The following is a 26,854-nucleotide window of genomic DNA, read 5'->3' on the forward strand; positions in this document are numbered from 1 at the left end:
CCCCGGTACATTTAAATACCCCTTTTTGATTAACGGTTTAAGAGAATAATTGACGACAGCGTCAGGATGAATGCGATACATTTTTCCTTTGGTTTTAATTGCAATGGCTACGTAATGGACAGAAAAAGAGCAACGCTTATTGGGCTGGCAGCGATACTGTTATGGAGCACCATGGTCGGCCTTATTCGCAGCGTGAGTGAGGGACTAGGCCCGGTAGGCGGTGCGGCGATGATCTACACCCTCAGCGGATTACTGTGTCTGGTGACGGTAGGATTTCCTGATATCAGGCGGTTTTCACCCCGCTATCTTATTGCCGGCAGCGTTTTATTTGTCAGCTACGAAATATGCCTGGCGCTGTCGCTGGGCTACGCTGCAACGCGATCGCAGGCTATTGAAGTGGGCATGGTCAATTACCTTTGGCCAAGCCTGACCATTGTGTTTGCCATCTTGTTCAACGGGCAGAAATCGACCCTGTGGGTGATCCCCGGCTTAGCCGTCTCATTGCTGGGCGTCTGCTGGGTATTGGGCGGTGAACAGGTTTTACATCTTGATGAAATAACCCGCAATATCGTCTCCAGCCCGCTGAGCTACGCGCTGGCGTTTGCGGGAGCATTTATCTGGGCCGCGTACTGCACGGTAACCAGCAAATTTGCGAAAGGACAAAACGGCATTACCCTGTTTGTTTTACTGACCGCGCTGAGCCTGTGGGTAAAATATTTCCTGAGCGATCAGCCTGAGATGGTGTTCACGCTTCCGGTGGTGGTGAAGCTCGTCATGTGCGGTATTGCACTTGGGTTTGGTTACGCCGCATGGAATATTGGCATCCTTCACGGTAACGTCACGGTACTGGCTGCCGTATCCTATTTTACCCCTGTCCTCTCCGCCGCGCTTGCCGCTGCAGTGCTGAGTTCGCCCCTCTCATTTTCGTTCTGGCAAGGCGCGCTGATGGTCTGCGCCGGGTCGTTGCTCTGCTGGTACGCAACAAGAAAATAATGCTTCTCCAACGGCCGGGGGAATTTCAGCCCGGCAACATAATTAACATAAATTTAAAATGTGATCGCACCTCAGAATATTTATCATAATTATCGTGCTTCCGTTTAAATTCGGTTTATATTTGGCGCCTTATGTAAGCGGCCAAAAAGATAATTGACACAAACTGACAACCCTATGAAATTAATCAGTCGCAAATATTAACGTTATGGATAGCATTGTGTGTAATAATTCAACTCTGATGTGTTTATCGCAATGTTCGTAATATACGTCTTAATCACCAGCTAACCCACTGTTATTAAGTAAAAACAGTAATGACCACCCCCTCAAAGCATCGACAATGCCGAAATCTAACGCAATATACTAAAACTCGCAGAAATTATAGCGATAGCAATAGTCCCGCAGAACACATAATTAATAATCGTATAAAATTCGGGCATATTGTTTGAATAACCCCCATTTCGCACGATCGAGATCACACTAATTGAAATTATCTCTAATATTTTGAAACTTATTATTGAAATAAGACTACGAGATTTTTAAAAATAGCATGCCATTGACGATCAGCCTCGTTTAGAAATCGTTCACAGTGGTTCAGGAAATACTCAAAAAAATTATAAGGAACATTTAAGATGAAACTTAAATTAGTTGCAGTGGCAGTCACTTCCATGCTGGCAGCAGGCGTTGTTAACGCTGCCGAAATTTACAACAAAGACGGTAACAAGCTGGATCTGTACGGTAAAGTAACAGGTCTGCACTATTTCTCTGATGACGCTGGCGCAGATGGTGATAAAACCTACATGCGTATCGGCTTCAAGGGCGAAACCCAGGTTAACGACCAGCTGTCCGGCTACGGCCAGTGGGAATACCAGATTCAGGGTAACAAAGACGAAGGCGACAACCAGTCCTGGACCCGTGTGGCGTTTGCAGGTCTGAAGTTTGCTGAAGCAGGCTCCTTTGATTACGGTCGTAACTACGGCGTAATTTACGACGTGACCTCCTGGACCGACGTTCTGCCAGAATTCGGCGGTGATACCTACGGTGCCGACAACTTCCTGCAGTCTCGTGCAAACGGCGTTGCGACCTACCGTAACCAGGACTTCTTTGGTCTGGTTGATGGCCTGAACTTTGCTCTGCAGTATCAGGGCAAAAACGGCAGCGTAAGCGGTGAAAACACCAGCGGTCGCAGCCTGCTGAATCAGAACGGCGACGGTTACGGCGCGTCCCTGACTTACGATCTGGGTGAAGGCTTCAGCGTGGGTGGCGCAATGTCCTCTTCACGTCGTACCGCTGACCAGAATGCCGCTGGCGTATACGGTGAAGGCGACCGTGCTGAAGTGTACAGCGGCGGTGTGAAATACGACGCGAACAACATTTACCTTGCTGCGCAGTACTCTCAGACCTATAACGCAACCCGCTTCGGTACCTCTAACAACAAGCGTACCGACATTTACGGCTTTGCAAACAAGGCGCAAAACTTCGAAGTTGTGGCTCAGTATCAGTTCGACTTTGGCCTGCGTCCATCCATTGCTTACCTGCAGTCCAAAGGTAAAGACATCGAAAACTTCGGCGACCAGGATCTGGTTAAATACATCGATGTTGGCACGACCTATTATTTTAACAAAAACATGTCCACCTACGTGGATTACAAAATCAACCTGCTCGACGACAACCAGTTCACTCGCCAGGCAGGCATCGGTACCGACAACATCGTTGCGCTGGGTCTGACCTACCAGTTCTAAATCTTGTCTGTACAAAAGCCAGCTGAATAAGCTGGCTTTTTTTTATCTGTCACTTTTACCCGGCTGACGACTCCCCGCTCGCAGCCCGGCGCAGCCAGGTTTGGAGCAGCTTACCGTCCTCAGTCATCTCTGAATCTGAACGAACGCAGAGATAATAGTCGCGCCCGTCATCAATAGGTAAGTCAAATATCTTCACCAGCTCGCCGCTCTCAAGATAGGGCGCAATCAGCGGCTCACGCATTAGCGCGCAGCCTAGCCCGGCCTGTACGCCCGCCAGCGTTAACAGCCCGTCTTCAAACAGGGGGCCGCTGCGCCGTAGAGATCGTTTTACCCCCTGCAACTGGAACCACTGCGGCCAGCTGGCACGCTCCTCATCATGCAGAAGCGGCATTTGCAGCAGTTGCTCAGGGGTGTCGATATGGCCATGCACGCGCAAAAACGCGCGGCTGCACACCGGCACCATCTGGCCGGAAATCAGCTTTTCGCTCTGATAGCCCGCCCACTGACCGTTACCAAAACGAATCGACATATCCGACGCATCGCTTAGGTAGTTACGATGGTTGGCATACACCACGTTGATCTCGGTCTGCGGATTGGCGCGCATAAAAGCAGGCAGACGCGGGATAAACCACCCCATGCCAAAGAGCGGGATCAGGCTGATGGTAACCTGACGCGTTTGCGCCTGCTCAGCCAGATGCTCCGTCGCCTGGCGCAGCACGTTAAACGCCGCGCGAATCGAGCGGTAATATTCACGTCCGTGCTGGCTCAGCGCCAGCCTGCGCCCCTGACGCTCCGTTAATGGCATTTGCAGATACCCTTCGAGCACCTTGAGCTGATGACTGACCGCCGACGGAGAGATATCCAGCTCCTGCGCGGCCAGCGTGACGCTGCCCAGCCGGGCGATGGCCTCAAATGCCCGTACAGCCCGAAGCGGCGGATCGTTTGCCAGGCGACTGTCTGCATACGCAGACGAACCCGCTGATTGTTCTGTTTTATTCATATGTTGATTTCTTTAGGCTTTTCACCCCAAAACAGGCATTAACTATTCTTATATAAATCATATATATAACACAATATTTATTTATCATAAGAAATAATAGATGTGTATTTTACAATTTAATTCATTTATTGGATGGTAGCCGCAGAACGAGCACTTTGCGGGTACAAACGTTGGATACACTCATACAACAACTGATCAACGGTGTGATGCTGGGAAGCATTTACGCGCTGATCGCGCTGGGCTATACCATGGTGTATGGCATCTTGCGCATTATTAACTTTGCTCACGGCGATATTTTGATGGTCGGCGCGCTCACCACGCTCTCCGTCATTAACGCCCTGAATTCCACCTTCCCGCACATGCCGCTGCTGTTGCAGCTCGGCGTTGCCCTGGCGGTTGCCATGGCCGTTTGCGCCCTGCTGGCCATGGCCGTTGAGCGCTTTGCCTACCGCCGACTGCGCAACGCCCCGCGCCTGGCACCGCTGATCTCGGGTATCGGCGTCTCGGTCCTGCTGCAAACCGTAGCGATGATTATCTGGACGCGCAACCCGCTGATGTTCCCGCAGATCCTGCCCATGGACCCGATCGCCGTGACATCGGGAAGCGAACTGCATCCCCCTGCCATTGTGACCGTCACCGGCATTGTTACCGTGGTGCTGGCGCTTGCGGTGATGACGGGGCTGTGGCTGCTGGTGGAATACACCCGCCTGGGCCGCGGCATGCGCGCCGTGGCGGAAAACCCGCGCGTTGCCGCGCTGATGGGGGTTAACCCCAATGCCATTATTGCCCTGACGTTCGCCATTGGCGGCGTATTTGCCGCGCTGGCAGGCGTCATGATGGCAAGCAACTACGGCAACGCCAGCTTCTCGATGGGCTTTTTACCCGGCATTAAAGCCTTTACCGCCGCCGTGCTGGGGGGCATTGGTAACATCCGTGGCGCCATGATTGGCGGGATCCTGCTCGGCATTATCGAAGCGCTTGGCGCAGGTTACCTGGGTGAACTGACCCACGGCGTCTTCGGCAGCAACTATCAGGACGTCTTTGCCTTCATGGTGCTGATTCTGGTGCTGGTCTTCCGTCCGGCGGGCCTGCTGGGCGAGCGCGTGGCAAACAGAGCGTAAGGGACACTATGACAACTCTTCAACTCCAGACTCCGGCGTCGACGCGCAAGTTCTGGTCCGGCATGACATTATTCTGCCTCGCGCTGCTGGTTGCCCCCGTGGTAGCCACGCAGCTTGGCGGCAACTACTGGGTGCGCGTCATCGACTTCGCGCTGCTCTACATCATGTTGGCGCTGGGGCTCAATATTGTGGTCGGCTATACCGGCCTGCTGGACATGGGCTTTATCGCCTTTTATGCGGTCGGCGCCTACCTCGCTGCGCTGATGGCCTCGCCGCACCTGCTGGAGGTATTTCCGATACTCGGCGTCTGGTTCCCGGACGGGCTGCACACGTCATATCTGCTGATTATTCCGCTGGCGGCGCTCGTCGCTGCGGTGTGCGGCATTTTACTGGGTGCTCCCACGCTGAAGCTGCGCGGGGACTACCTGGCGATAGTGACCCTCGGCTTTGGCGAAATCATCCGCATCCTGATGCGCAACCTCGACCGTCCGGTGAACATCACCAACGGTGCAAAGGGCATTACCGGGGTAGATACGCTGAATCTGTTCGGCCTGAAGTTCAGCGGCGTATATCACTGGTTTGGTTTTAAAGTTCCCGCCCTGTGGCTGTGGTACTACCTGCTGATGCTGGTGATTGTGGCGATTATTTTTATCTGTCTGCGCCTGCAGCATTCCCGTATTGGTCGCGCCTGGCACGCCATCCGTGAAGATGAGGATGTGGCCCGCGCGATGGGCATCAACGTGCGTAACTATAAGCTGCTGGCCTTTGCGATGGGTGCCTCCTTTGGCGGCGTGGCGGGCGCCCTGTTCGGCGCGTTCCAGGGCTTTGTTTCCCCGGAATCCTTCACGTTACAGGAATCCATTGCCGTACTGGCGATGGTGGTGCTGGGCGGCATGGGGCACATTCCGGGCGTGATCCTCGGCGCGATACTGCTTACCGCCCTGCCGGAACTGCTGCGCAGCCAGGCAGCGCCGGTTCAGCAGGCGCTGTTCGGTACGGTGCTGATTGACCCGGAAGTGCTGCGCCAGCTGTTCTACGGCCTGGCGCTGGTGCTGGTGATGCTGGTGCGTCCTTCCGGCATCTGGCCGGTACGCCACAAGGAGGTGAAAGCATGAGCCTGTTAAGCGTACGCAACATGTCCAAACGCTTCGGCGGCCTTACCGCCGTGGATGACGTTTCGATTACCGTGAACAGAGGCGAGATCTACGGGCTGATCGGCCCCAACGGCGCGGGAAAAACCACCTGCTTTAACCTGATCACCGGGCTTTATCCGGCGGACAGCGGCGAGTTTTCGATTGCCGATAAGCCCTATTTTCCAAAGCACATTGAGAAAGTCACCGCCGCCGGGATTGCGCGCACCTTCCAGAATGTACGCCTCTTCAACGACATGTCGGTGCTGGAAAACGTGATGGTGGGCCGCCACGTGCGCACCCGTAACGGCCTGTGGGCAGCGCTGAGCCGCCACAAAGGCGCTCGCGCGGAAGAGAAGCAGACCCGGGAACAGGCCTGGCACTGGCTGGAGTACACCGGCATAGCGAAGTTCGCCCACTACCGCGCCTGCGATCTGCCGTATGGCCATCAGCGACGTCTGGAGATTGCTCGCGCGCTGGCAACGGATCCGCTCCTGCTGGCGCTGGACGAACCCGCCGCCGGGATGAACGCAGCGGAAAAAGTGGCGCTCGGCGAGCTGCTTATCCGCCTGCGCGATGACGGCAAAACCCTGCTGATGATTGAACATGACGTCAAGCTGGTGATGGGCATCTGCGATCGCCTGACGGTACTTGATTACGGCAAAACGCTCGCCAGCGGCGCGCCGGAGAACGTGCGTCGTGACCCGGCAGTGATCGCCGCCTGGCTTGGAGGCAACGCCCATGTCTGAATTACTGAAGGTGGAACGTCTGGACGTGCATTACGGCGGTATTCAGGCCGTACGCGATGTCTCTTTTACCCTGCACGAGGGCGAGCAGGCTACGCTGATCGGCGCTAACGGCGCGGGAAAAAGCTCCACCGTGCGCGCTATTACCGGGCTGGAAAACTTTAGCGGCCGTATTGAATTCAACGGTAAAGCGGTGCGTAAGCACACGCCCGAAACCCTGCTCCGTGACGGACTGGTAATGGTCCCGGAGGGCCGGGGGATCTTCTCCCGAATGACGGTGCTGGAGAACCTGCAGATGGGCGCCTGGCTCAGGCGCGACACTGTCACCATCAGGCAGGAGATGAATGACATTTTTGAACGCTTCCCGCGCCTGGGAGAACGCCAGCATCAGCTCGCCGGCCTGCTTTCCGGCGGAGAACAACAGCTGCTGGCCCTTAACCGCGCCCTGCTGAGCCGCCCGCGCCTGCTGATCCTCGACGAACCCTCGATGGGCCTCGCCCCGAAGATGGTAGAAAACATTTTTGCCGTCATTGCTGGCCTGCGCGAGCGCGGCGTTGCCCTGCTGCTCATCGAACAAAACGCCCGTCTCGCGCTGGAAGTGACCGACAGCGCGTGGGTGATGGACAGCGGCAGCATCGTCCATCATGGCGAATCGAAAGCGCTGCTCAATGACGACCGGATTGCACAGATTTATTTGGGCGAAATGCCCGTTTAACCACACCAGCCAACATCAGGGAAATACAATGAAAACAGTAAAAATCAGTGCGCTCAGCGCCGCTATTCTGCTCAGTAGTGTTGCCACTACCGGTGCATGGGCCGCCGACGGTGAAACCGTGGTTATCGGTCTGGCAGGCCCGCTCACCGGCCCGTCCGCCCGTATCGGTAAAGATCTGGAGAACGGCGCGCAGCTGGCAATTGACGACATTAACAAGCAGCACCCGACCATCGGCGGCAAAGCGGTGACCTTCAAACTGCAGTCCGAAGACGATCAGTCCGACCCGCGGACAGCCGTGGCCGTTGCGCAGCGTCTGGTGGATAGCGGCGTGGCGGGCGTGGTTGGGCACTGGAACACCGGTACCAGTATTCCTGCGGCCCGCGTTTATCACGATGCGGGTATTGCCCAGGTGGCACCGGTCGCGACCGGACACGCCTATACCAAACAGGGTTTTGACACCAGCTTCCGCGTGATGGGCCACGACGACGACGGCGGCCAGTTTGCCGGTCAGTACGCGGTCAATACGCTGAAAGCGAAACGCATTGCGGTGATCGACGACCGTACCGCCTTCGGCCAGGGGCTGGCGGACGAATTTATCAAATCGCTGGAAGCTCAGGGCGTGAAGATTGTCGATCGTCAGTACGTGGATGACAAAACGGTAGACTTCAGCGCCGTGCTGACCGCTATTCGCAGTAAAAATGCCGATCTGATCTTCTTCGGCGGCGTAGACAGCCAGGCCGCACCGCTGGCGCGCCGCATTAAACAGCTCGGCATGAACGCCACGCTGATGGGCGCAGGCGGGTTTGTCAGCCAGACGTTCCTGCAGCTGGCGCAGAAAGAAGGTGAAGGCGTTGTCGCCCTGGAGCCTGGCCTGCCGGTTGACCAGATGCCGGGCGGTAAAGCGTTCGAGCAGGCGTATCAGTCGCGCTACCACACGCATATTGAGCTGCACGCGCCGTTCGCCTATGACGCTACCCGCGTGCTGGTCGCGGCCATGGAAAAAGCCGACTCCGTCGATCCGTCGGAGTATCTGCCTGCCCTTCGCGCCATCAGCTACTCAGGCGTGACCGGACAGATCGCGTTTGATAAAGAAGGCAACCTCAAATCGCCGTCGTTCACCGTCTATAAGGTTGTCGACGGCAAATGGCAGCCGCAGACCGTGCTGGGCGGCGCAACAGCGAAGTAACGCAGCGAGGCAATGTGATGAGTGATAATAACGAGCTGGGCATTCTCGCCCGCCGCAAAATTGAAGCCGAAATTATTAAGCCAATTTATGAAATCCTGGTGCGCGAGATAGGGAAAACCCGCGCCCAGGCGGTCATTGGCGAGGCTATTGAGCAGGCCGCCATTGACGCGGGCAAAGCCTTTGCCAGCAAAGAGCCTGACGGCGCGGACGTAAAGAGTTTTATCGCCCTGCAGTATCTGTGGGAGAAAGATAACGCCCTGGACGTGAAGGTGATCGACGCCGACGACCAGCAGTACAACTACAACGTCACCCGCTGCCGCTACGCGGAGATGTATCACGAAATGGGGCTGGGCGAGATTGGTCATCTGCTCTCCTGCGCGCGCGATGAAAAATTCATCGTTGGCTATGCGCCGGACGTGAAGCTGACCCGCACCACCACCATCATGCAGGGCGGTTCGTGCTGTGATTTCCGTTACCGCAGCAGTAAGGACAAGACATGATACGCATCAACGCCGAACGGCTGTGGTCAACGCTTGAGATAATGGCGCAGATCGGCGGCACGCCCGCCGGTGGCGTGACCCGCCTGGCACTGAGCGAGGAAGATCGTATCGCGCGTAACCTGCTGCGCGACTGGGCGCTGGACGCAGGTTTTACCTGCGACGTTGACAGCATGGGCAATATGTTTATCCGTCGCGCGGGGAAAAACCCGCAGCTTGCCCCGGTCATGACGGGTTCACATGTCGATACCCAGCCGCTGGGCGGTAACTACGACGGGGTTTACGGCGTGCTGGCCGGGCTGGAACTGCTGCGTACCCTCAATGACCATCACGTTGAGACGGAGCGTGACGTTGTGCTGGTTAACTGGACCAACGAAGAAGGCGCGCGCTTCGCGCCAGCCATGCTCTCTTCAGGGGTCTGGACTGGGCAGTTTAGCGAAGCCTACGCACTTGCCCGCGCGGATAACGATGGCATCACCGTGGGTGAAGCGCTGGATAATATCGGCTACCGGGGTGAAGCCCCTGCCCGCGCGTTTCCCGTTCACGCCTGCTACGAACTGCACATCGAACAGGGCCCGATCCTGGAGGATGAAGCCATCGACATCGGGTTAGTCCGCGCGGCAATGGGCCAGCGCTGGTTTACCCTGACGCTGGACGGATTCGCCGCCCACGCGGGCACGACGCCGATGCACAGCCGCCGCGACGCGCTGACCGCCTTTGCTGAGCTGGCGCTGAAGGTGGAAGAGATTGGCTATCGGCACGCGCCGGACGGACGCGCGACGATCGGTATGGCGAAGGTTACGCCAAACTCGCGCAACGTCGTGCCGTCTCGCGTGGAATGCAGCGTTGAGTTTCGCCATCCGGCGCAGCAGGCTCTGGAAACCATGGAAGCGGCGCTGCATAAGGTGGCTGAAAGCCTGACCCTGCGCGGCGTCACTGCTGCCGTTGAGCGCATTTTTGACTACGCGCCCATTGCGTTTAACGCCGAATGCCTGGCTCGTTCGGAGAAGGCCGTAGCGGAACTGGGCTATTCGTCGAAACCGATGGTCTCCGGTGCAGGACACGACGCCTGTTATGTCAGCAAAATTGCGCCCGCCAGCATGATCTTTATCCCCTGCGTGAAAGGTATCAGCCATAACGAAGCGGAAAGGATCCTGCCAGAGTGGTCGGAGAAAGGGGCGAATGTGTTATTGCATAGCGTCCTGTCTGCGGCCCTTGAGAGATAGAACGGTGCGAAAGCAGAGGAGATCTGCTTTCGCCAGCGTCTACACGGCAACGCGTCGGCTGATTTCAACCACCCGATCGCTGGGAAGGTGGTAGTGGTTGATGACGTGCGTGCAGTTGCGCTTCATGAAAGCAAAGATGTGCCGTTGCCAGGCCGCCATACCTGCCTCACCCTCGCCTGCCACAATGGTTTCATGCCCGACATACCAGGTGGCGTCATCCGTGGCAAAAATAGCGTTAATCTCGCTGACCCCCTGCAACAAACGCGGGATGTCAGGGTGTTCCATAAAGCCATACTGCGCCACGCCGTGCCAGTAGCCAGGCGCGCGCTGCTCTACCCTGATACGTTGTTCTTCCCCCACATAGGGCACATTCAGAATATCAATGGTCAGCGACAGCACATCCTGCTGTAGCGCCCGGTTTCGCGCGACGTGCCAGCGCATTACCGGTGGGATATTGTGCCGCGTGCGGGTCAAAAAGACGGCAGATCCCGCCACTCTGGGGACCGTCTTTTGCTGAAGCTGGGCAAAGAACGCATCCACGCTGACGCCCTTTTCGCCCACCGACGCGGATACCGCCTTAACCCCACGGTGCCAGATGAGCATCACCGTACAAATAGCTGCTGCCATAAGCAGCGGAATATAGCCCCCCTCCAGGACCTTAATCAGATTGGCAAACAAGAAGGTGGCATCAATCACCAGGAAACAGAGGGCAATCACCGCGCTGCTGGCCAGGCTCCAGCGCCACACTTCCCGCATGGCGACAAACAGAAGCCCCGTGGTCATCAGCATGGTTAACGACACGGCGATGCCGTACGCCGCCGCAAGCTTATCGGAGGATTTAAAGAACACCACCAGCCCGATGGTCACCCCCATCAGCAGCCAGTTTATGATCCCGATATAAATCTGACCGTAGCTTTCTGCCGCCGTCTGTTTGATGCGTAATCGGGGTAGCCAGCCAAGCTGAATGGCCTGGCGCGTCATGGAAAAAGCGCCGGTAATAATCGCCTGACTGGCGATGATCGTTGCCAGTGCGGCAAGAATGATGAGCGGAACCTGGAGCACAGGCGGACAGAGCGTGTAGAAAAGGTTTTGCTTGCTGTCGGCACCGGCCAGAATCAGCGCTGACTGGCCGGCATAGTTGAGCAGCAGCGAAGGAAAGACGATGCCGTACCAGGCAAGCCAGATCGGCTTTTTGCCAAAATGCCCCATGTCTGCATAAAGGGCCTCGGCACCCGTCACGCAGAGAAAAACGCCGCCCAGGACCAGGAAACTGGTGTACCCGTTCGAAAACAAAAACGCGATGCCGTACGCAGGGTTGAGGGCCAACAGTACCGAGGGGTGTTGGACTATCCCCCGCACGCCCAGGGCAGCAATCGCCAGAAACCACAGCGCCATAACCGGGCCAAATATTTTCCCTATGCGGGCGGTACCAAAAGGCTGGATCAGGAACAGCGCCAGCAGCACCGCAACCGTGAGAGGCAGGATGTACGGCTGGGATTCCGGAATGACCATCTCCAGCCCTTCCAGGGCGGAAAGCACGGAGATGGCCGGGGTTATCGCGCCGTCACCGTAAATTAAAGCGGCACCAGTCAGGGCGGAAAAAATGACCCAGCGCCCGCCTTTGCCTTTCTCTACCAGAAGCGACATTAACGCCATGATGCCCCCCTCGCCATGATTATCAATTCGCATGGCGAAGGCGGCATATTTTATGGACGTTACCAGGATGAGGGTCCAGGTAATCAGGGAGAGCAGGCCCAGGATGACGCCGGGCGTAGGGTCATGCTCAGAGAGCGACAGCACCGTGCGGAAGGTATAAAGCGGGCTGGTGCCGATATCACCAAAAACGACGCCCAGCGCGCCCCCTGCAAGCAGGGTTAACCGGGAGAGCGGCTGGGACGGTTCACTGCTGTGGCGAGGGCGCATATTTTCCAGCAAGAGTCAGATAATCCTTTAAAAAACATAGCCCATCTGCCCCGCCCGCGCCAACCGCGCCCCCTGTTTTACTGCGGCTTGACCTTCGCCAGGCTGAACCAGATCCCAACGGCCAGAAACAGCAGCATTCCGCCCGCGCTGCCCAGCGCCACGCTGTGCGAGGTGATAAACGCGCTTTTCGCCGCCTCAATCACCGGCTCCGCCAGGGACGGCGTCAGATCCTGCGCCACCTTCATCGCCTCACCAATGGATGACGAGGCTTTATCGGCGAGCGAGGCGTTCAGCCCCTGCGGCAGGTCAATCGACGCCGAGAAGCTGCGGGTCAACAGCAGACCAAAGATGGCGATCCCCAGCCCGGCGCCCAGTTCATAGGACATGGTTTCAATGGCCCCCGCAGCGGCGGCTTTCTCTTTCGGCGCAGCGGCCATAATCGCCGAGGTCGAGGCCAGCAGCGCGCTGGCGGCGCTGAAGCCGAGCAGAACCATCAGGGCAGAAGCCAGCAGTTGCTGCGTGCTGAAGTCGAGCATCGACAGGCCGATAAAGCTAACGGCGCTGAGCCCCATTCCTCCGGCCGCGACGATGCGTAGCCCTAATCGCCCTACCAGCACGCCCGCGATCGGCCCGCTAAACCCGCTTGCCACCATCAGCGGCAGCATGAACATTCCCGCTTCAAACGGCGTAAAGCCATGTACAAACTGCAGCTCCTGGGCCATCAGCAGCTCAAACCCGACAAGGGCAATCATGGCGGTCATCGCCATCACCACGCCGCTTAAAATGATGCGATGGCAGAACAGACGCATGTCGATCATCGGTACGCGGGCGCGGAGCTGAATACGCACGAAGATAAAGAGCAGCACCGCGCCGGTAACCAGCGCGGACGCGACCACCCACGGTGAAAGGACGCCTTTGAGGGCTGTTTTTGCGCTGTAGACCAGCAGCAAAATCGCCACAATCAGCATAATGGCATGGCTGATATTCAGCGGCTGCTCCGGGCGGCCCTGCTGAGGAGGCACAAAACGCGCGGCCAGCAAAACCACCACCAGCACGATCGGCACGTTGATTAAAAACACCGAGCCCCAGTAAAAATGCTCAAGCAGCATACCGCCAATCAGCGGGCCAAACGCCGCGCCACCGGAACCGACCGCCGCCCAGACGCCGAGCGCAATGTTACGATCCCGCACGTCGATAAATAGCGTGCGGATCCCAGCAAGCGTGGCTGGAATAATCATCGCCGCACCGATTGCCAGCGAGGCGCGCGCCGCAATCAGCCAGCTTGCTGAAGGAGCAAACGCTGCCGCCAGCGACGACAGGCCAAACAGCGTGCTGCCAATCATGAGCAGTCGTTTAAACCCAATGCGGTCACCCAGGGCGCCCATCGGCAGCACCATCCCCGCCATCACCAGCGAGTAGATATCGATGATCCACAATAATTCGTTACCGCTGGCACCCAGCGTCATGCTCAATGTTGGCGCAGCAACATGCAGCACCGTCGCGTCGATCGCGACCGGGATATACACCAGCACGATAATCACTAACGCTAACCATTGACGAAACATAAACTTCCTTTTCATTTTAAACCTGGACACATGTCCAGATTGCGATCCTACGTAAAGTTGAACGAGTGTCCAGCTTTTTGTTACACTCGTTTCATTCCCATTGAGAGTGAGTAAAGATGCGATATCTGAGCAAGGATGAACGGCGCGAAGCCATCTTACAGGCCGCCATGCGCGTGGCTCTGGCCGAAGGACTTGCGGCAATGACGGTACGCCGTATTGCCGCCGAGGCTGGCATCGCCACCGGCCAGGTGCATCATCACTTCACCTCTGGCGGGGAGCTAAAATCGCTGGCCTTCGTACGGTTAATTCGCGAGCTGTTAGATGCGGATGTCGCGGGTAAACGGGCCGGATGGCGAGAGCAGCTTCATGCCATGCTCGGCAGCGATGACGGCAGGTTTGAGCCCTATATTCGCCTGTGGCGTGAAGCACAGATCCTGGCCAGCCGTGATGACGACATCAAGGGCGCCTATGTGATGACCATGGAGATGTGGCATCAGGAAACGGTGGCGCTAATCAAGGCGGGAACGGAGGCCGGAGAATTGAATCCGGGCGATCGGGCGGAAAATATCGCCTGGCGCTTGATTGGTCTGGTGTGCGGTCTTGACGGAATGTATATCTTAAACATGCCCGAAATGGATGAGGTCGCGTTTAACAATCATCTGGATAAGTTAATCACGCTCGAGTTGTTTACTACCCCGTCTCAGCAGTGATGGTGCCGGGTGGCGGCTTCGCCTTACCCGGCCTACAGCCCACCTCTTTGCGCATTATTTCCCGGCCTGAGGGTGCGTATCAAAGCCCGCCATTACCGCCGTCAGCTCCGCGAGTGAAAAACCGTGTTTCGCATCGTCAACGCCCAGCCCAAAACGTTCCTGCATCAGCTGGTAAAGCGCTTCAGCATCCGGCAAGTGGATCTGCTCCTCCACGTGACCGTTCTGCCAGTGGGTAAAGTTGAAGTTGGTTAGCGTCAGCTTGCCGCCGTCCGGCAGATGGCGACACATCAACAGATGATGGCGGAAATGCGACTGCGGCCAGTGCGCCGACCAGAAATTCCCCATCACGTAATCGCTGAAATACTGCGTCGTCAGGTCAAACTGGTACATTGACTGCCAGTGCTCGTGGTGACGGAACTGCAGCACCCAGTCGTTCCCCTCGCTCAGCAGACGATACAGCCCGTGAGGCGTCTCCTGTTCTTCATTAGCCAGCAGTCGAATCGGCGCCGTCAGCGTCTGGCCGCCAAACCCCACATCCGCGATCCAGCGCTCACCGTGAAGCTCAACCAGCAGCAGGCGATGCGTGCGCGGCGGCATTTGCGGCGGATTCGCCAATACCACGCGTCCCAGCACGCTACGCGCCGTAAACCCGACTTCACGCAGGACGCGTTCGAACAGGCCATTTTGCTCGAAGCAATATCCCCCGCGGCGAGCGGTGACCAGCTTGTCGACCAGGCACCGATCGTCAAGCTGGATTTCGCGCGGCAGAACGACATCAATATTCTCAAAAGGGATCGCGCAGTTGTGATGTAAATGCAGCGCGCGCAGGGTGTCAATATCCACCCGCGTCGGTTGCGCCCAGCCGGTGCGTGCGAAATAGGTGGTCAGAAATGGGGACATTCATCAGTTTCCTTTGATTGAGATGTTCTGTTTATAAACTAATTTTATGCACCCACTTTGATTTACGTGCTTTTTCGTCATACTCATCGGTGTAGATGAGGAGATCCTATGAGCCACTTTCGCCCTGTTGAACTACGTCATGCCAGCCGTCTGCTGAACCACGGCCCTACTGTGCTTATCACCAGTCGGGATGAAAACCTCGACAGACGCAACGTGATGGCAGCCGCATGGTCAATGCCCGTTGAGTTTGAACCGCCGCGCATCGCAATAGTCGTGGATAAAAGCACCTGGTCGCGCGAGCTGATTGAACGCAGCGGGAAGTTTGGCATCGTCATCCCCAGCGTGGCGGCGGCCAACTGGACATACGCGGTCGGTAGCGTCAGCGGGCGCGATGAGGACAAATTCAACTGCTACGGGATCCCGGTCGTGAACGGTCCCGAACTTGGCCTGCCGGTGATAGAAGAAAAATGCCTGGCGTGGATGGAGTGTCGGTTATTACCCGTCACCTCCGCGGCTGAAAAATACGATACGCTGTTTGGTGAAGTGGTTTCAGCGGCAGCCGATGAACGCGCGTTTATCGCCGGGCGCTGGCAGTTTGACGGGGATAAGCTGAATACCCTGCATCATCTTGGGGCCGGAACGTTTGTCGCGAGCGGGAAGATGGTGAAGGCGCCGGATTGATTTACTTAATCATATCCTACTGAATTATAGTAAATTTATATGGAATTTTATGTTTACCATTGCGTTTTAAAACGGAGGATATTTCCGGAGTTGCTGCATTAGCACTCTCGCGTTAAGGAAATATAAATGACATGGGGCGGACATTGGTCAATGCTGGATTCCGCCAGGTATACGATCAACCTCATGCCGGTGACATAGCCGTTATCCAAAATATTGTGGGCCACGATAGCGGCCACGTTTGCATATACGATGGTCAGCAGTGGATCAGCGATTTTGTACAACGCTCTCTGTATCCAGGACAGGCTTACCGAAACATACAGCCTCATTACGAGCTGTTCAGGCATGACTAATGAAAACACTCTTCTTTTTACTTTTCGCCCTGTCTCCGTTCGCTGTCGCGGATAACATTTATGCACCGGGCCAGGCGGCGCTTAAATTCAATCAATGGTATATCGCGCAGTTAGATCAGAACAAACCGCCCGTACTCAATCCGGACATTATGAATGATTACGTTGCCGCAGAGACTATCGCAGCAATTAAAGAAATGTACTCTGGCGACAGTAACGAAAAAGACATGCCAGATGCGGATATGTTCATCAAATCGCAGGATTGGGATGAAGACTGGAATCAGATAACCGTCTTATATTCTGATTTTGATGCCGTTTGCACAAACGTCTATATCGCGTTTGGTAAGAAACAAGATCACGTTGTAGCAGATTGTCTCATTCAGGAAAAAGGCGTATGGAAAGTTCGCTCGGCCACGCTGATAAAGTAACAACCTGATATGAAAGGAAACGCCCTCTGTTGCAGAGGAAAAAGCACACGATAGCCCAGCGGCTACCGTGTGCAATTAATTAACTACTTCGCACGCCGCGCAATAATCTCATCCGCAACATTCCGCGGGGCTTCCGCAAAATGATGGAACTCCATCGTATACGTCGCGCGTCCCTGGGACATCGAGCGCAATGTCGTGGCATAACCAAACATCTCTGCCAGCGGCACGTCAGCGCGAATAATCTGGCTTCCGTACTGCTCCGCCATCCCCTGCACCATGCCGCGACGGGAAGAGAGATCGCCCATGATGTTACCCGCGTACTCTTCCGGCGTTTCCACCTCTACATGCATGATCGGCTCGAGAATCACCGGATCTGCCCTACGGGCGCCCTCTTTGAAGCCGAGGATCGCCGCCATGCGGAACGCCATCTCAGACGAGTCGACGTCATGATACGAGCCAAACGTCAGCGTCGCTTTGACGTCGACTACCGGATAGCCCGCCAGCACGCCGCTGTTCATCGCTTCCCGCAGCCCTTTCTCAACGGACGGGATATACTCGCGCGGCACCACGCCGCCCTTAGTGGCATCTTCAAATTTAAAACCACTTCCGGGCTCCAGCGGCTCCAGGCTCAGCACCACATGGCCGTACTGCCCTTTACCGCCGGACTGACGGACAAACTTGCCTTCGATGTCCTTCACCGTTTTACGCAGGGTTTCACGGTAGGTTACCTGTGGGCGGCCAATGTTCGCCTCGACGCCAAACTCACGCTTCATGCGGTCAACGATAATCTCGAGGTGTAGCTCACCCATCCCGGAGATAATGGTCTGGCCGGACTCTTCGTCAGTATGCAGGCGGAAAGACGGATCTTCCGCCGCCAGACGCTGCAGCGCGATCCCCATTTTTTCCTGATCGCCTTTGGTTTTCGGCTCGATCGCCAGCGAGATAACCGGATCCGGGAACTCCATGCGTTCAAGCGTGATGACGGCGTTCGGATCGGTGAGCGTGTCGCCGGTGGTCACGTCCTTCAGCCCAACGCAGGCAGCAATATCCCCGGCGCGCAGTTCGTCCACCTCGTGGCGATCGTTGGCATGCATCAGCACGATACGCCCGATGCGCTCTTTCTTCCCTTTCACCGGGTTATACACCGCGTCGCCTTTGCGCAGCACGCCAGAGTACACGCGGATAAAGGTCAGTTGCCCGACGTACGGGTCGCTCATCAGCTTGAACGCCAGGGCCGAGAACGGCTCATCATCGCTTGGATGACGCTCCGCGTGCTGCCCTTTTTCATCCACGCCATCAATGGCAGGCACGTCCAGCGGCGACGGCATGAGCTCAATGACCGCATCAAGCATGCGCTGCACGCCTTTATTTTTGAACGCGCTACCGCACAGCATCGGCTGGATTTCACCCGAGATGGTGCGAATACGCAGCCCTTTGATAATTTCCGCTTCTGTCAGATCGCCGGTTTCCAGGTATTTGTCCATCAGCTCGTCGCTGGCTTCCGCCGCCGCAGAGACCATTTTTTCCCGCCATTCCTGGGCGGTACTGACTAAATCATCCGGCACGGGCGCATAGGTAAACACCATGCCCTGCGTCGCATCGTCCCACAGAATGGTGCGCATCTTGATGAGATCCACCACGCCGGTGAAATGATCTTCTGCGCCAACCGGGATGACAATCGGCACCGGATTGGCCTTCAGGCGCTCCTGCATCATCCGTACGACGCGGAAGAAATCGGCCCCCGGACGGTCCATTTTGTTGACGAATGCCAGTCGCGGAACGTGATATTTATTGGCCTGACGCCAGACGGTTTCCGACTGCGGCTGCACGCCGCCCACGGAGTCATACACCATCACGGCGCCGTCGAGCACGCGCATGGAACGTTCCACCTCAATGGTGAAATCCACGTGACCCGGGGTGTCGATGATGTTGATCCGGTGCGGTTCATAGCCTCTGTCCATACCCGGCCAGAAGCAGCTGACGGCCGCGGAGGTAATCGTGATCCCGCGCTCTTGCTCCTGCGCCATCCAGTCAGTGGTTGCCGCACCATCGTGTACTTCACCCAGCTTGTGGCTCATCCCGGTGTAAAACAGGATGCGCTCAGTGGTGGTGGTTTTACCGGCATCGATATGCGCGGAGATACCGATGTTGCGATAACGTTCGAGAGGGATGGGTCGGGGCATGATATTTCCTTAGTCACTATGACTTGTCTGTGACGACCAGGATGGTCGTGCATTCATTCGTTTGCTATAATAGTCCTATTGTACGAGTATTATCGAACTATCTTTTAACGGTTGACCTATTGTTGATATAGCTCAATCTGACGCCAAACGCAGGAAAACGATGATCCCAAACCACCCTGAAACTGAGCAAATACTGCTGGAAAATGTGCTGTTTGCCCTCGGCAACCCGCTCCGGCTGTCGATAATTCGCCGGTTGGCCGATGGCAGCGAACTCAGCTGTAACGCGCTTCGCCCGGAAGATGTAGTGAAATCCACGATGACCCATCACTGGCGCGTACTGCGCGACAGCGGCGTTATATGGCAGCGCCCGCAGGGGCGGGAGAACATGATTTCATTGCGAAGAGAGGATCTTGATGCCCGTTTTCCGGGGCTGATGGCGATACTTTTACAGGCTAAGTCATAAGGACGTGCCTGTTTTTCCCTGAGAAATGCCCCTTAAGATGTAAGGGGCATAGCGTCAGCTGAGGGATTTATCTTACGTGCATACGATATTCAATCATTCCACTTTTCTTCGCAATCCAGTCGTACAATCGTTGCCCGCGATAATTGGCTTCATGCGTATGCCAGTAAAGATGACTGGCATGATGTTTTCTGGCTTCTCGCTGAACACATTCTATTAACTGTTTGCCAATGTGTTTGCCTCTGAGCGAATCGCAGACGTATAAATCTTCGAGGTAGCAATAATCGCTCTCAGCCCAGGTCGAACGGTGAAAAAGATAATGCGCAAAGCCTACTACGTCGCCATTACACCGTGCCACCACGCAGAATAGCGGCTCAACGGGGCTAAAAAATCGTTGCCAGGTTCGTTCCGTAATTGCCCCGGACAGATCGACATTGTAAAACGCCTGATATTTTCTCCACAGTGGCATCCAGCTTTCAAAATCACGTTCTTTAACTGCCTCAATTGTTACGCTCAAATTGTTCATATTGCCTCTTCTCTCACCCGTTTATTCGTTTCAGGAAGAGTGTATTCGCTGAATGGCACGTTTTGCCCCGCCAATTTTTGTCATAAAGGCAGACCAATTTTTCATCCTGCTACATGCAATATTGCTTTAGAATCAAGAGACACAGAGGAAAAGTGGACAACGTTATGTTTAAGCACGCGCAGCTTGAAACGGTTAAGGCATGGATTATCGACCCTGCAAACGGTTCGCTACCGCTTCATGAAAGGATCCAGAGAGCGATACGGACGCTGATACTGGAAGGGATCTTAGCTAACGGTAAGGCTCTTCCTGCTTCACGCGCTCTGGCGGCTTCTCTCAGCGTTTCCCGGGATACCATAGAAGCGGCCTACTCCAGCCTGCATGCCGAAGGTTTTATTGAGAGACAAACAGGCAGAGGGAGTTTCGTCTCTTCCAGCGCGCGTTTTTTAAAACCCCGTCCTCGACAGCATCAGCCAACCGCTGAGATACGAAAAGCAAAGCTCAGCGCTCGTGGAAAAGTCATCTATGGAAGCGGCGGGATCCGCGAGTTTTCCTCGCCTCGCCCTCTGGCGCCCGGCATTCCTGAAACCCGCATGTTTCCCATTCCAACCTGGGAGCGTCTTCAGCGGCAGGTCCTGAAGGAGTTTCAACACCAGGCATTAGAGCAAAGTCCACCCCAGGGTATAGAGCGCCTGCGGCGGGCAATTGTGGAATATGTCAACCTTGAACGCGGGACGCGTGCGAGGGCAGAACAGGTCATCGTTCTGACAAGTTCTCAACAGGCGCTTGCGCTCTGTTCCCACGTGCTAATGGACGCCGGGGATGGCATTGTCATTGAAGATCCCTCCTATCAAGGAGCACACAAAGCGTTCAACGCTGCTGGACTGCGCTGTATTCCGGTTCCTCTTGATGAAAAAGGCATCTCGATTGACGGTCTTAATTCTCTGATCGAGCCTGCCAGGGCGATCTACCTTACGCCTTCTCATCAGTACCCTACCGGCGTGACGCTCTCTCTTGACCGACGACTGGCAGTTGTTAAATGGGCAAACCGTTACGGAGCCTGGATCATTGAGGATGACTATGACAGTGAGTTTCACTACGAAGGTAAGCCGATGGCCAGTCTTCAGGGGCTTGATACTTACAACCGGACGATTTATATCGGCACGTTCACCAAGTCTCTTTTCCCGGGGCTGCGTATTGCCTACATGATCGTCCCCTCAGAATTGACAGAGCCCTTCACCATGGCGAGGACATTAATGGATGGGCACACCGCCTCAATAACCCAGCTGACGCTGGCTAAATTTCTGGAGGGAGGTCATTTTGGCGCCTATGTTCGTAAGATGCGGAGTATTTACGTTGCTCGTCGAGACGCGCTGGCAAGCATGATGGACGCATATCTTTCCGGGTATGTTGCATATGAAACGCCAGCGGGGGGAATGCAAATGCCTTGTCACCTGAAGCACGGAATATCCGAGAAAGAGATGGCCGCCGCCGCCCGACGCGCGGGTGTTGATATACTTGGGCTTTCCGATTTATATGCAGGTACCCCCGCTTCCACCGGTTTTTTGATGGGATTTGCTGCTTACACGGAGAGGGAAATAGAAGACGCTGTAAAAAAACTAGCCGCAATTTTTCGTCATGTTTGATGCTGTCGACCGGTCAGCGGCTAATACTCATTCCGGGCGAGCAAGGCTATAAACAGGGATCCGCCGGCTGGTCTTTGTAAGCGTATCAAATACCTCGGTCTCCGAAGTCACAATTCTCACGCCCATTTTCCTTAACCTCAGTACATCGGCCGCAATGCGCTGAATGCCAAACCAGAAAAGCCCGTCGAGCGCCGTCACAGACAGCCCGTTTTCCAGCGCCAGCCTGAGTCGTTCCTTTGGCGCTTTTACCTGCCGGGCAATTTGCCTGTAAGGCTCTTCATTACACCCTGTTGCGTCACTGCGCTGGATACGCGTTTTCAGCTGATAGGTAAATTCATCAGGTATTCCGTCGAGATCCCTTTTAAGGCTATAGACGCAGCCAAAGCGCTTGCCGTTGAACAGAACATTTTTCTGACTGAGCTGAAGTTCTTTTCTGACAACGTCTATTAACTGGGGCGCACGGGTAAGGAGTAGCCTGAACGGCAGCTCGAAGCTGGTGACGTAATCCACATTAAGCAACGCAAGACGCAGCCGCTCCTCTGCACCGGACTTTTGCTCACGACACTCCTCCAGCACCTCTGCCCACTGGCGCGTCAGACGCTCCGGTTCGGCAGCTTCGGTAAGGAGGTATTTTTCAATTTGATAATCAACTCTTCCGGTCATGGTGTGATATCCCGTCGCTGTGGATGCGGTAATTCTATACAGCAAGGTGATATTTATAAAGGACTGAACCGCAACGGCATCCTGAAAATGTCGTTGCGATTCAGCATCCTGACGTTTCGGATCAGTGCGCCATAATCCAGCCCATCAGCAGCGTGGCGAAAATCACCGTCGATGCGCCGCCGATGCGGGTGGCGATCTGCGCGAACGGCATGAGCGACATCCGGTTAGACGCGGACAAAATGGCCACGTCCCCCGTTCCACCCAGCCCGCTGTGGCAGCAGGTCACAATGGCCGCCTCCACGGGATACATATTCAGACGCGACGCGATAACGTAGCCGCTCAGCGCCATCGCAATCACAACCGAACCGCATACCACGACGTATCCCACCGAGAAGACGGACACCACGCTCTCAAGCGGCACGTATAACATCCCGAGGCCGATCATCAGCGGCCAGACCAATGCAGCCGAGACGAATTTATAGCAGCTGTGCGCGCCCTGCTCCATTGAGGCCGGGATCACCCTGAAGTATTTACACAGGACGGCAATCAGGATCATCAGCACCGGGCCGGGAATGTGGACCAGTTTTTCAAACAATCCGCCGACGATGAAAAACGCGCACACCATCAGTAATCCACCGCCCATCAGATGAAAATCCGTCTGCTGCGTGCTCTGCGCCCCTGCAAACAGGCTGGCGTCGTCTTTACTCCGCGTGAGCATGCCATTTCCCGAAAGCGCAGGACGTTTCGCGCCGAGACGCGCCAGCAGGCCCGCACAAATAATGGCGAAGATATTCCCCACAACCGCAGCGGGTGCCAGCTGCGCAACGTAGACGTCCGGCGTCTGCCCCAGTATTGCCGAATAGGCCAGGGACAGAGGCAAAATCCCCTCGCCAATCCCGCCGCCAATGATGGGCACAATGATGAAGAAGAAGGTGTGGTAAGGCGTATAACCAAACAGTGAGCCCACGATGAGACCGCTCAGCACGGCCATGCATGTTCCCGCCACCAGCGGAACAAACATGCGCATCATGCCCTGGATCAGCAGCACCCGGTTCATCCCCAGAATGCTGCCGACCACCAGGCAGGCGATGACGAAATAGAGCAGATTCGCCTCTTTCATCAGCAGATGCACGGTATCAAGGGTATGTTTCCCGAATACGCCAAAATAGACCAGTATGGAGGGGACCATCAGGCACAGGATCGCCGGGCCGCCGATATCCTTCAGCACCGGGATTTGACGCCCCACTTTGGCAAACGCGAAACCGAGGGTCATGATGACCGCGAGTCCACCGATCATATTTTTGGGCAGCAGCCCTGCCCAGGCAGACGTCGCCACGATCGCGGCAATCCCGACGAACAGCATCAACGGGACCGTGCCTACCTCGGTATTGTTGAGCCCAAAGGCAAAACGCGAGGTCGACAGCTCGGAAGTCGGTACAGGATTATCTTTCATATAATCACCTGAAAATTGTGTTCGGATATGCAGAGAAAGGAATAACTGAAACTATTCCTGATACGAAAAAATGTTCTTAAATATAAATAATGATTTAGATGGCCTTTTCTAAAAACAGGCTCAGGGTGAAATTAGCATGCGATATCGGAGAGAAATGTGAACAATACTACCCTTTCCCTTTAAATAACTTAATTCATCATTAAGTAACTAAAGTATCCGTGGCAGTTAATGCAATCTTTTGAAATTAATAAAACCAGAAAGAGTGTGACACTTGTCACTCTTGCCCTGCTATCTAAGCGCTAGATTAGCGCTGCAATAAAACACATAAAATACCCTACAGGAAATACTATGCCTTCATTACTATTACAATCACTGTTTCCGCTCGTCTTTATTATGTTACTTGGATGGCTAAGTGGAAAGCTGGGATATTCCCGGCGTGAAGATGCAAACGTCATGGCAACCGTGGTGATTCGCTTTGCCCTTCCTTTCCATCTTTTTATTGGTGCATTGCATACCGATCCCAATAAAATTAAAAATCTAACCTTTATGGCCGTTTTGGTTGTCGGTTTAATGGGGTCGTATTTACTGACGCTATTTATTTCACGCTATGTTTTTCGTCACGATATCAAGACCAGCGCCATTCAGTCTCTGGTTTGCGCCTTTCCCGATATGGCCTACTTTGGCGCACCGGTCCTGGCGGTTTTGATTGGGCCGGAAGGATTTATCGGCGTGCTGATTGGTAATATTATTACCAGCGTTATCATGATCCCGTTGACTATCGTCCTGATTCGTATGGGTGATAAAAACGGTCATGATGGCCTGGAGGCGCTGCACCCGGGGGCGATGATCGTGCAAAACCTTATCAAAGCGGCACGCAATCCTATCGTCTGGATCCCGGTATCCGGCGTATTACTCAGTCTTGCCGGTGTGCAAATCCCTTCCATTCTCAGCATGCCTATTGAGATGGTTGGCAAGGTTTCAGGCGGACTGTCCCTGTTTGCCCTCGGCCTGCTGTTTTACGGTGAACGTCCAAAACTGAACGTGCAGACATTTACTAATATCAGTATTAAAAACCTGATTCAGCCGGCAATAATGGCCGCCGCAGGGCTCGCCTTTGGCCTTAGCCATACTTTACTGCAGCAGGTCGTAATTATTGGCGCAACGCCTTCCGCTATTGCCGCGGGGATGTTTGCCTTACGCAGCGATACCTATATTGATACCGCATCCTCTTCCATATTAATTGGCACTGCCGTCGGGGTCGTGACCGAAGGCATTATGATCTACTTAATCTCTTAATCTGTTTTATTTTAAAAAATTCAGGAATTACCATGTCCCGGAAAGAAATTTTGTATACCCCCTATAACGGGGCCGTATTGCTGGAGAACCCGCTGCTCAATAAAGGGCTCGCATTTATTAAAGAGGAGCGCGACAATTTTAATCTGCATGGGTTATTGCCGCACAACGTTGAAACCATTGAAGAACAAACCGAGCGCGCCTGGGTGCAGTTCTGTCATTTTAAAAGCGATATTTCGCGTCATGTTTACCTGCGAAATATTCAGGACACCAATGAAACGCTCTTTTATAACCTCCTGCGTTCGCATCTGAAAGAGACATTACCGATTATCTATACCCCGACGGTCGGTGAAGCCTGCGAGCATTTCTCCACGATTTATCGACGCGCGCGCGGCCTGTTTATTTCATGGCCTAATCGCCATCGTATTGATGAGATGCTGCAAAGTTTTTCGCGAAACGACGTTCGCGTGATTGTGGTGACGGACGGGGAACGTATTTTAGGGCTTGGCGATCAGGGTATCGGCGGAATGGGCATTCCGATTGGTAAGCTATCGCTGTATACCGCCTGCGGAGGGATCCATCCGGCCTCTACCCTCCCGATTATGCTGGATGTCGGCACCAATAATCAGCAACACCTCGACGATCCGATGTACATGGGATGGCGTCATCCGCGCATCAGCGACGATCAATACGCTGAATTTATGGATATGTTTGTCAGCACCGTCAAAGCGCGCTGGCCCAACGTTCTTCTGCAGTTTGAAGACTTTGCGCAGAAAAACGCCACGCGACTTCTCCAGCGCTACCGCGACCAGCTGTGCTGCTTCAATGATGATATCCAGGGCACGGCCGCCGTCACCGCCGGTACGCTGATGGCGGCGGCCCATGCGGCGGGCACGCGCATTCGCGACCAGCGCGTGGTCTTCCTGGGCAGCGGCTCTGCCGGATGTGGGATCGCTGAAAAAATTGTTGCGCTGATGGTGGATGACGGTCTGACCGAGCCGGAAGCGCGCAGCCGGATCTTTATGGTCGATCGCTTCGGCCTGCTGACCGACGACATGACTAACCTGCTCGATTTCCAGAAAAACCTGCTTACCGCGCGCGACGCCGTTTGCAGCTGGCAGGTAGACGCGAAGAATATTTCTCTGCTGGACGTGGTGAAGAACGCGCATCCCACGGTGATGATTGGCGTTTCAGGCCAGCCGGGGCTGTTCAGCGAAGAGATAGTCAAAGAGATGCATCGCCACTGCCCGCGCCCGATCATCATGCCGCTCTCGAACCCGACCTCGCGGGCGGAAGCCCAGCCGCAGGATCTGATCGCCTGGACCCAGGGTGCGGCACTGGTGGCCACCGGCAGCCCGTTCGCCCCGGTATTCTGGGAGAATGAACACTACGAGATCGCCCAGTGTAACAACGCCTATATTTTCCCGGGCCTGGGGCTGGGCGTGCTGGCCTGCAACGCGCGCCGGGTGACGGAAGAGATGCTGATGGCAGCAAGCCGCAGCCTGGCCGCGCAGTCTCCGCTGGTCACCACGGAAAAAGGTGGATTGCTGCCGCCGGTAGATCAGATTGAAACGGTCTCACGCCAGATTGCCGTCGCCGTCGCCCGGGCCGCGATTGAACAGGGCATGGCTCCGGCGATAGATGATGAGACGTTGATGGCGCGCATCGAGAAGACCTGGTGGAAGGCGGACTATGCGCCGTACCGCCGGTCTGCGCTGTAGCGCCG

The 26,854-nt window shown here is 55.3% G+C and carries 24 protein-coding genes; 16 read left to right on the plus strand and 8 right to left on the minus strand.

The genetic code is table 11. The annotated features are described in order from the left end of the window. Nucleotides 1-114 precede the first annotated feature (114 nt). Both yddG and KGP24_RS12370 read left to right on the plus strand, forming a co-directional pair. Nucleotides 115-993: an aromatic amino acid DMT transporter YddG gene (yddG, locus tag KGP24_RS12365; RefSeq protein WP_223560621.1), complete on the plus strand. Its 879-nt coding sequence runs from the start codon at nucleotides 115-117 to the stop codon at nucleotides 991-993. Nucleotides 994-1,622: 629 nt separating this feature from the next. Further along, nucleotides 1,623-2,732, plus strand: coding sequence for a porin OmpC (locus KGP24_RS12370; protein ID WP_047651000.1), 1,110 nt, complete (start codon nucleotides 1,623-1,625; stop codon nucleotides 2,730-2,732). Nucleotides 2,733-2,787: 55 nt separating this feature from the next. Here the strand turns inward: KGP24_RS12370 and KGP24_RS12375 are convergent, their stop codons facing one another. Then, a complete protein-coding gene (locus KGP24_RS12375) occupies nucleotides 2,788-3,732 on the minus strand; it encodes a LysR substrate-binding domain-containing protein (RefSeq protein WP_223560622.1) in 945 nt (314 codons plus the stop codon). A 170-nt stretch (nucleotides 3,733-3,902) separates the two neighbouring features. Between KGP24_RS12375 and KGP24_RS12380 the strand changes: the two genes are divergently transcribed. The 7 genes from KGP24_RS12380 to KGP24_RS12410 are packed head-to-tail and all read left to right on the plus strand — an operon-like array spanning nucleotide 3,903 to nucleotide 10,353. Next, nucleotides 3,903-4,853, plus strand: a complete 951-nt coding sequence (locus KGP24_RS12380; protein WP_223560623.1) for a branched-chain amino acid ABC transporter permease — start codon at nucleotides 3,903-3,905, stop codon at nucleotides 4,851-4,853. 8 nt (nucleotides 4,854-4,861) lie between these two features. Continuing rightward, nucleotides 4,862-5,968 carry an ABC transporter ATP-binding protein gene (locus KGP24_RS12385; RefSeq protein ID WP_223560624.1) on the plus strand — a complete coding sequence of 369 codons (1,107 nt, stop codon included), beginning with the start codon at nucleotides 4,862-4,864 and terminating at the stop codon, nucleotides 5,966-5,968. Continuing rightward, on the plus strand, nucleotides 5,965-6,732 hold the full coding sequence (locus KGP24_RS12390; protein WP_223560625.1) for an ABC transporter ATP-binding protein: 768 nt from the start codon (nucleotides 5,965-5,967) through the stop codon (nucleotides 6,730-6,732). Before KGP24_RS12385 ends, KGP24_RS12390 begins: the two co-directional genes overlap by 4 nt. Beyond that, complete coding sequence (locus KGP24_RS12395; protein WP_223560626.1) at nucleotides 6,725-7,444, plus strand: ABC transporter ATP-binding protein; 720 nt, start codon at nucleotides 6,725-6,727, stop codon at nucleotides 7,442-7,444. Before KGP24_RS12390 ends, KGP24_RS12395 begins: the two co-directional genes overlap by 8 nt. Before the next feature lie 28 nt (nucleotides 7,445-7,472). Next, complete coding sequence (locus tag KGP24_RS12400) at nucleotides 7,473-8,630, plus strand: branched-chain amino acid ABC transporter substrate-binding protein (protein WP_223560627.1); 1,158 nt, start codon at nucleotides 7,473-7,475, stop codon at nucleotides 8,628-8,630. A 17-nt stretch (nucleotides 8,631-8,647) separates the two neighbouring features. After that, a complete protein-coding gene (locus KGP24_RS12405; RefSeq protein ID WP_223560628.1) occupies nucleotides 8,648-9,130 on the plus strand; it encodes an L-2-amino-thiazoline-4-carboxylic acid hydrolase in 483 nt (160 codons plus the stop codon). Further along, entirely contained in the window at nucleotides 9,127-10,353 is a 1,227-nt protein-coding gene (locus KGP24_RS12410) for a Zn-dependent hydrolase (RefSeq protein ID WP_223560629.1), read from the plus strand. Before KGP24_RS12405 ends, KGP24_RS12410 begins: the two co-directional genes overlap by 4 nt. 39 nt (nucleotides 10,354-10,392) lie before the next feature. Here KGP24_RS12410 and KGP24_RS12415 read toward each other — a convergent pair whose 3' ends face one another. Both KGP24_RS12415 and KGP24_RS12420 read right to left on the minus strand, forming a co-directional pair. After that, nucleotides 10,393-12,276: a KUP/HAK/KT family potassium transporter gene (locus tag KGP24_RS12415; RefSeq protein ID WP_223560630.1), complete on the minus strand. Its 1,884-nt coding sequence runs from the start codon at nucleotides 12,274-12,276 to the stop codon at nucleotides 10,393-10,395. Nucleotides 12,277-12,353: 77 nt separating this feature from the next. Beyond that, nucleotides 12,354-13,841 carry an MFS transporter gene (locus KGP24_RS12420; protein WP_223560631.1) on the minus strand — a complete coding sequence of 496 codons (1,488 nt, stop codon included), beginning with the start codon at nucleotides 13,839-13,841 and terminating at the stop codon, nucleotides 12,354-12,356. Nucleotides 13,842-13,957: 116 nt separating this feature from the next. On the opposite strand from KGP24_RS12420, the gene KGP24_RS12425 reads away from it, so the two are divergent. Continuing rightward, the gene (locus tag KGP24_RS12425; RefSeq protein ID WP_223560632.1) at nucleotides 13,958-14,551 is read left to right on the plus strand and encodes a TetR family transcriptional regulator; all 594 of its coding nucleotides are present in this window, start codon (nucleotides 13,958-13,960) and stop codon (nucleotides 14,549-14,551) included. 54 nt (nucleotides 14,552-14,605) lie between these two features. Here KGP24_RS12425 and nhoA read toward each other — a convergent pair whose 3' ends face one another. Then, on the minus strand, nucleotides 14,606-15,451 hold the full coding sequence (gene nhoA / locus KGP24_RS12430; protein WP_223560633.1) for an N-hydroxyarylamine O-acetyltransferase: 846 nt from the start codon (nucleotides 15,449-15,451) through the stop codon (nucleotides 14,606-14,608). A 108-nt stretch (nucleotides 15,452-15,559) separates the two neighbouring features. Here nhoA and KGP24_RS12435 point away from each other — a divergent pair, with 108 nt between their 5' ends. Continuing rightward, nucleotides 15,560-16,132 (plus strand): flavin reductase family protein, encoded by a 573-nt coding sequence (locus KGP24_RS12435; protein WP_223560634.1) that lies wholly within the window; start codon nucleotides 15,560-15,562, stop codon nucleotides 16,130-16,132. 349 nt (nucleotides 16,133-16,481) lie between these two features. After that, nucleotides 16,482-16,907 (plus strand): DUF3828 domain-containing protein, encoded by a 426-nt coding sequence (locus KGP24_RS12440; protein ID WP_223560635.1) that lies wholly within the window; start codon nucleotides 16,482-16,484, stop codon nucleotides 16,905-16,907. Nucleotides 16,908-16,990: 83 nt separating this feature from the next. Here the strand turns inward: KGP24_RS12440 and fusA are convergent, their stop codons facing one another. Continuing rightward, nucleotides 16,991-19,090, minus strand: a complete 2,100-nt coding sequence (gene fusA / locus KGP24_RS12445) for an elongation factor G (protein ID WP_139963423.1) — start codon at nucleotides 19,088-19,090, stop codon at nucleotides 16,991-16,993. A 160-nt stretch (nucleotides 19,091-19,250) separates the two neighbouring features. On the opposite strand from fusA, the gene KGP24_RS12450 reads away from it, so the two are divergent. After that, nucleotides 19,251-19,553, plus strand: coding sequence for a helix-turn-helix domain-containing protein (locus tag KGP24_RS12450; protein WP_024909591.1), 303 nt, complete (start codon nucleotides 19,251-19,253; stop codon nucleotides 19,551-19,553). A 67-nt stretch (nucleotides 19,554-19,620) separates the two neighbouring features. Here the strand turns inward: KGP24_RS12450 and KGP24_RS12455 are convergent, their stop codons facing one another. Further along, on the minus strand, nucleotides 19,621-20,076 hold the full coding sequence (locus KGP24_RS12455) for a GNAT family N-acetyltransferase (RefSeq protein WP_223560636.1): 456 nt from the start codon (nucleotides 20,074-20,076) through the stop codon (nucleotides 19,621-19,623). 164 nt (nucleotides 20,077-20,240) lie between these two features. On the opposite strand from KGP24_RS12455, the gene KGP24_RS12460 reads away from it, so the two are divergent. After that, nucleotides 20,241-21,719: a PLP-dependent aminotransferase family protein gene (locus KGP24_RS12460; RefSeq protein WP_223560637.1), complete on the plus strand. Its 1,479-nt coding sequence runs from the start codon at nucleotides 20,241-20,243 to the stop codon at nucleotides 21,717-21,719. 27 nt (nucleotides 21,720-21,746) lie between these two features. Here the strand turns inward: KGP24_RS12460 and KGP24_RS12465 are convergent, their stop codons facing one another. Further along, complete coding sequence (locus KGP24_RS12465) at nucleotides 21,747-22,382, minus strand: helix-turn-helix domain-containing protein (protein WP_223560638.1); 636 nt, start codon at nucleotides 22,380-22,382, stop codon at nucleotides 21,747-21,749. A gap of 121 nt (nucleotides 22,383-22,503) precedes the next feature. Beyond that, nucleotides 22,504-23,835 (minus strand): 2-hydroxycarboxylate transporter family protein, encoded by a 1,332-nt coding sequence (locus tag KGP24_RS12470; protein ID WP_223560639.1) that lies wholly within the window; start codon nucleotides 23,833-23,835, stop codon nucleotides 22,504-22,506. 348 nt (nucleotides 23,836-24,183) lie between these two features. Here KGP24_RS12470 and KGP24_RS12475 point away from each other — a divergent pair, with 348 nt between their 5' ends. After that, nucleotides 24,184-25,131, plus strand: a complete 948-nt coding sequence (locus KGP24_RS12475; protein ID WP_223560640.1) for an AEC family transporter — start codon at nucleotides 24,184-24,186, stop codon at nucleotides 25,129-25,131. A 32-nt stretch (nucleotides 25,132-25,163) separates the two neighbouring features. Beyond that, nucleotides 25,164-26,849, plus strand: a complete 1,686-nt coding sequence (locus KGP24_RS12480) for an NAD-dependent malic enzyme (protein ID WP_223560641.1) — start codon at nucleotides 25,164-25,166, stop codon at nucleotides 26,847-26,849. Nucleotides 26,850-26,854: the final 5 nt, after the last annotated feature.

The sequence above is a fragment of the Enterobacter sp. JBIWA008 genome (assembly GCF_019968765.1).
In the GTDB taxonomy this organism is placed as follows: domain Bacteria; phylum Pseudomonadota; class Gammaproteobacteria; order Enterobacterales; family Enterobacteriaceae; genus Enterobacter.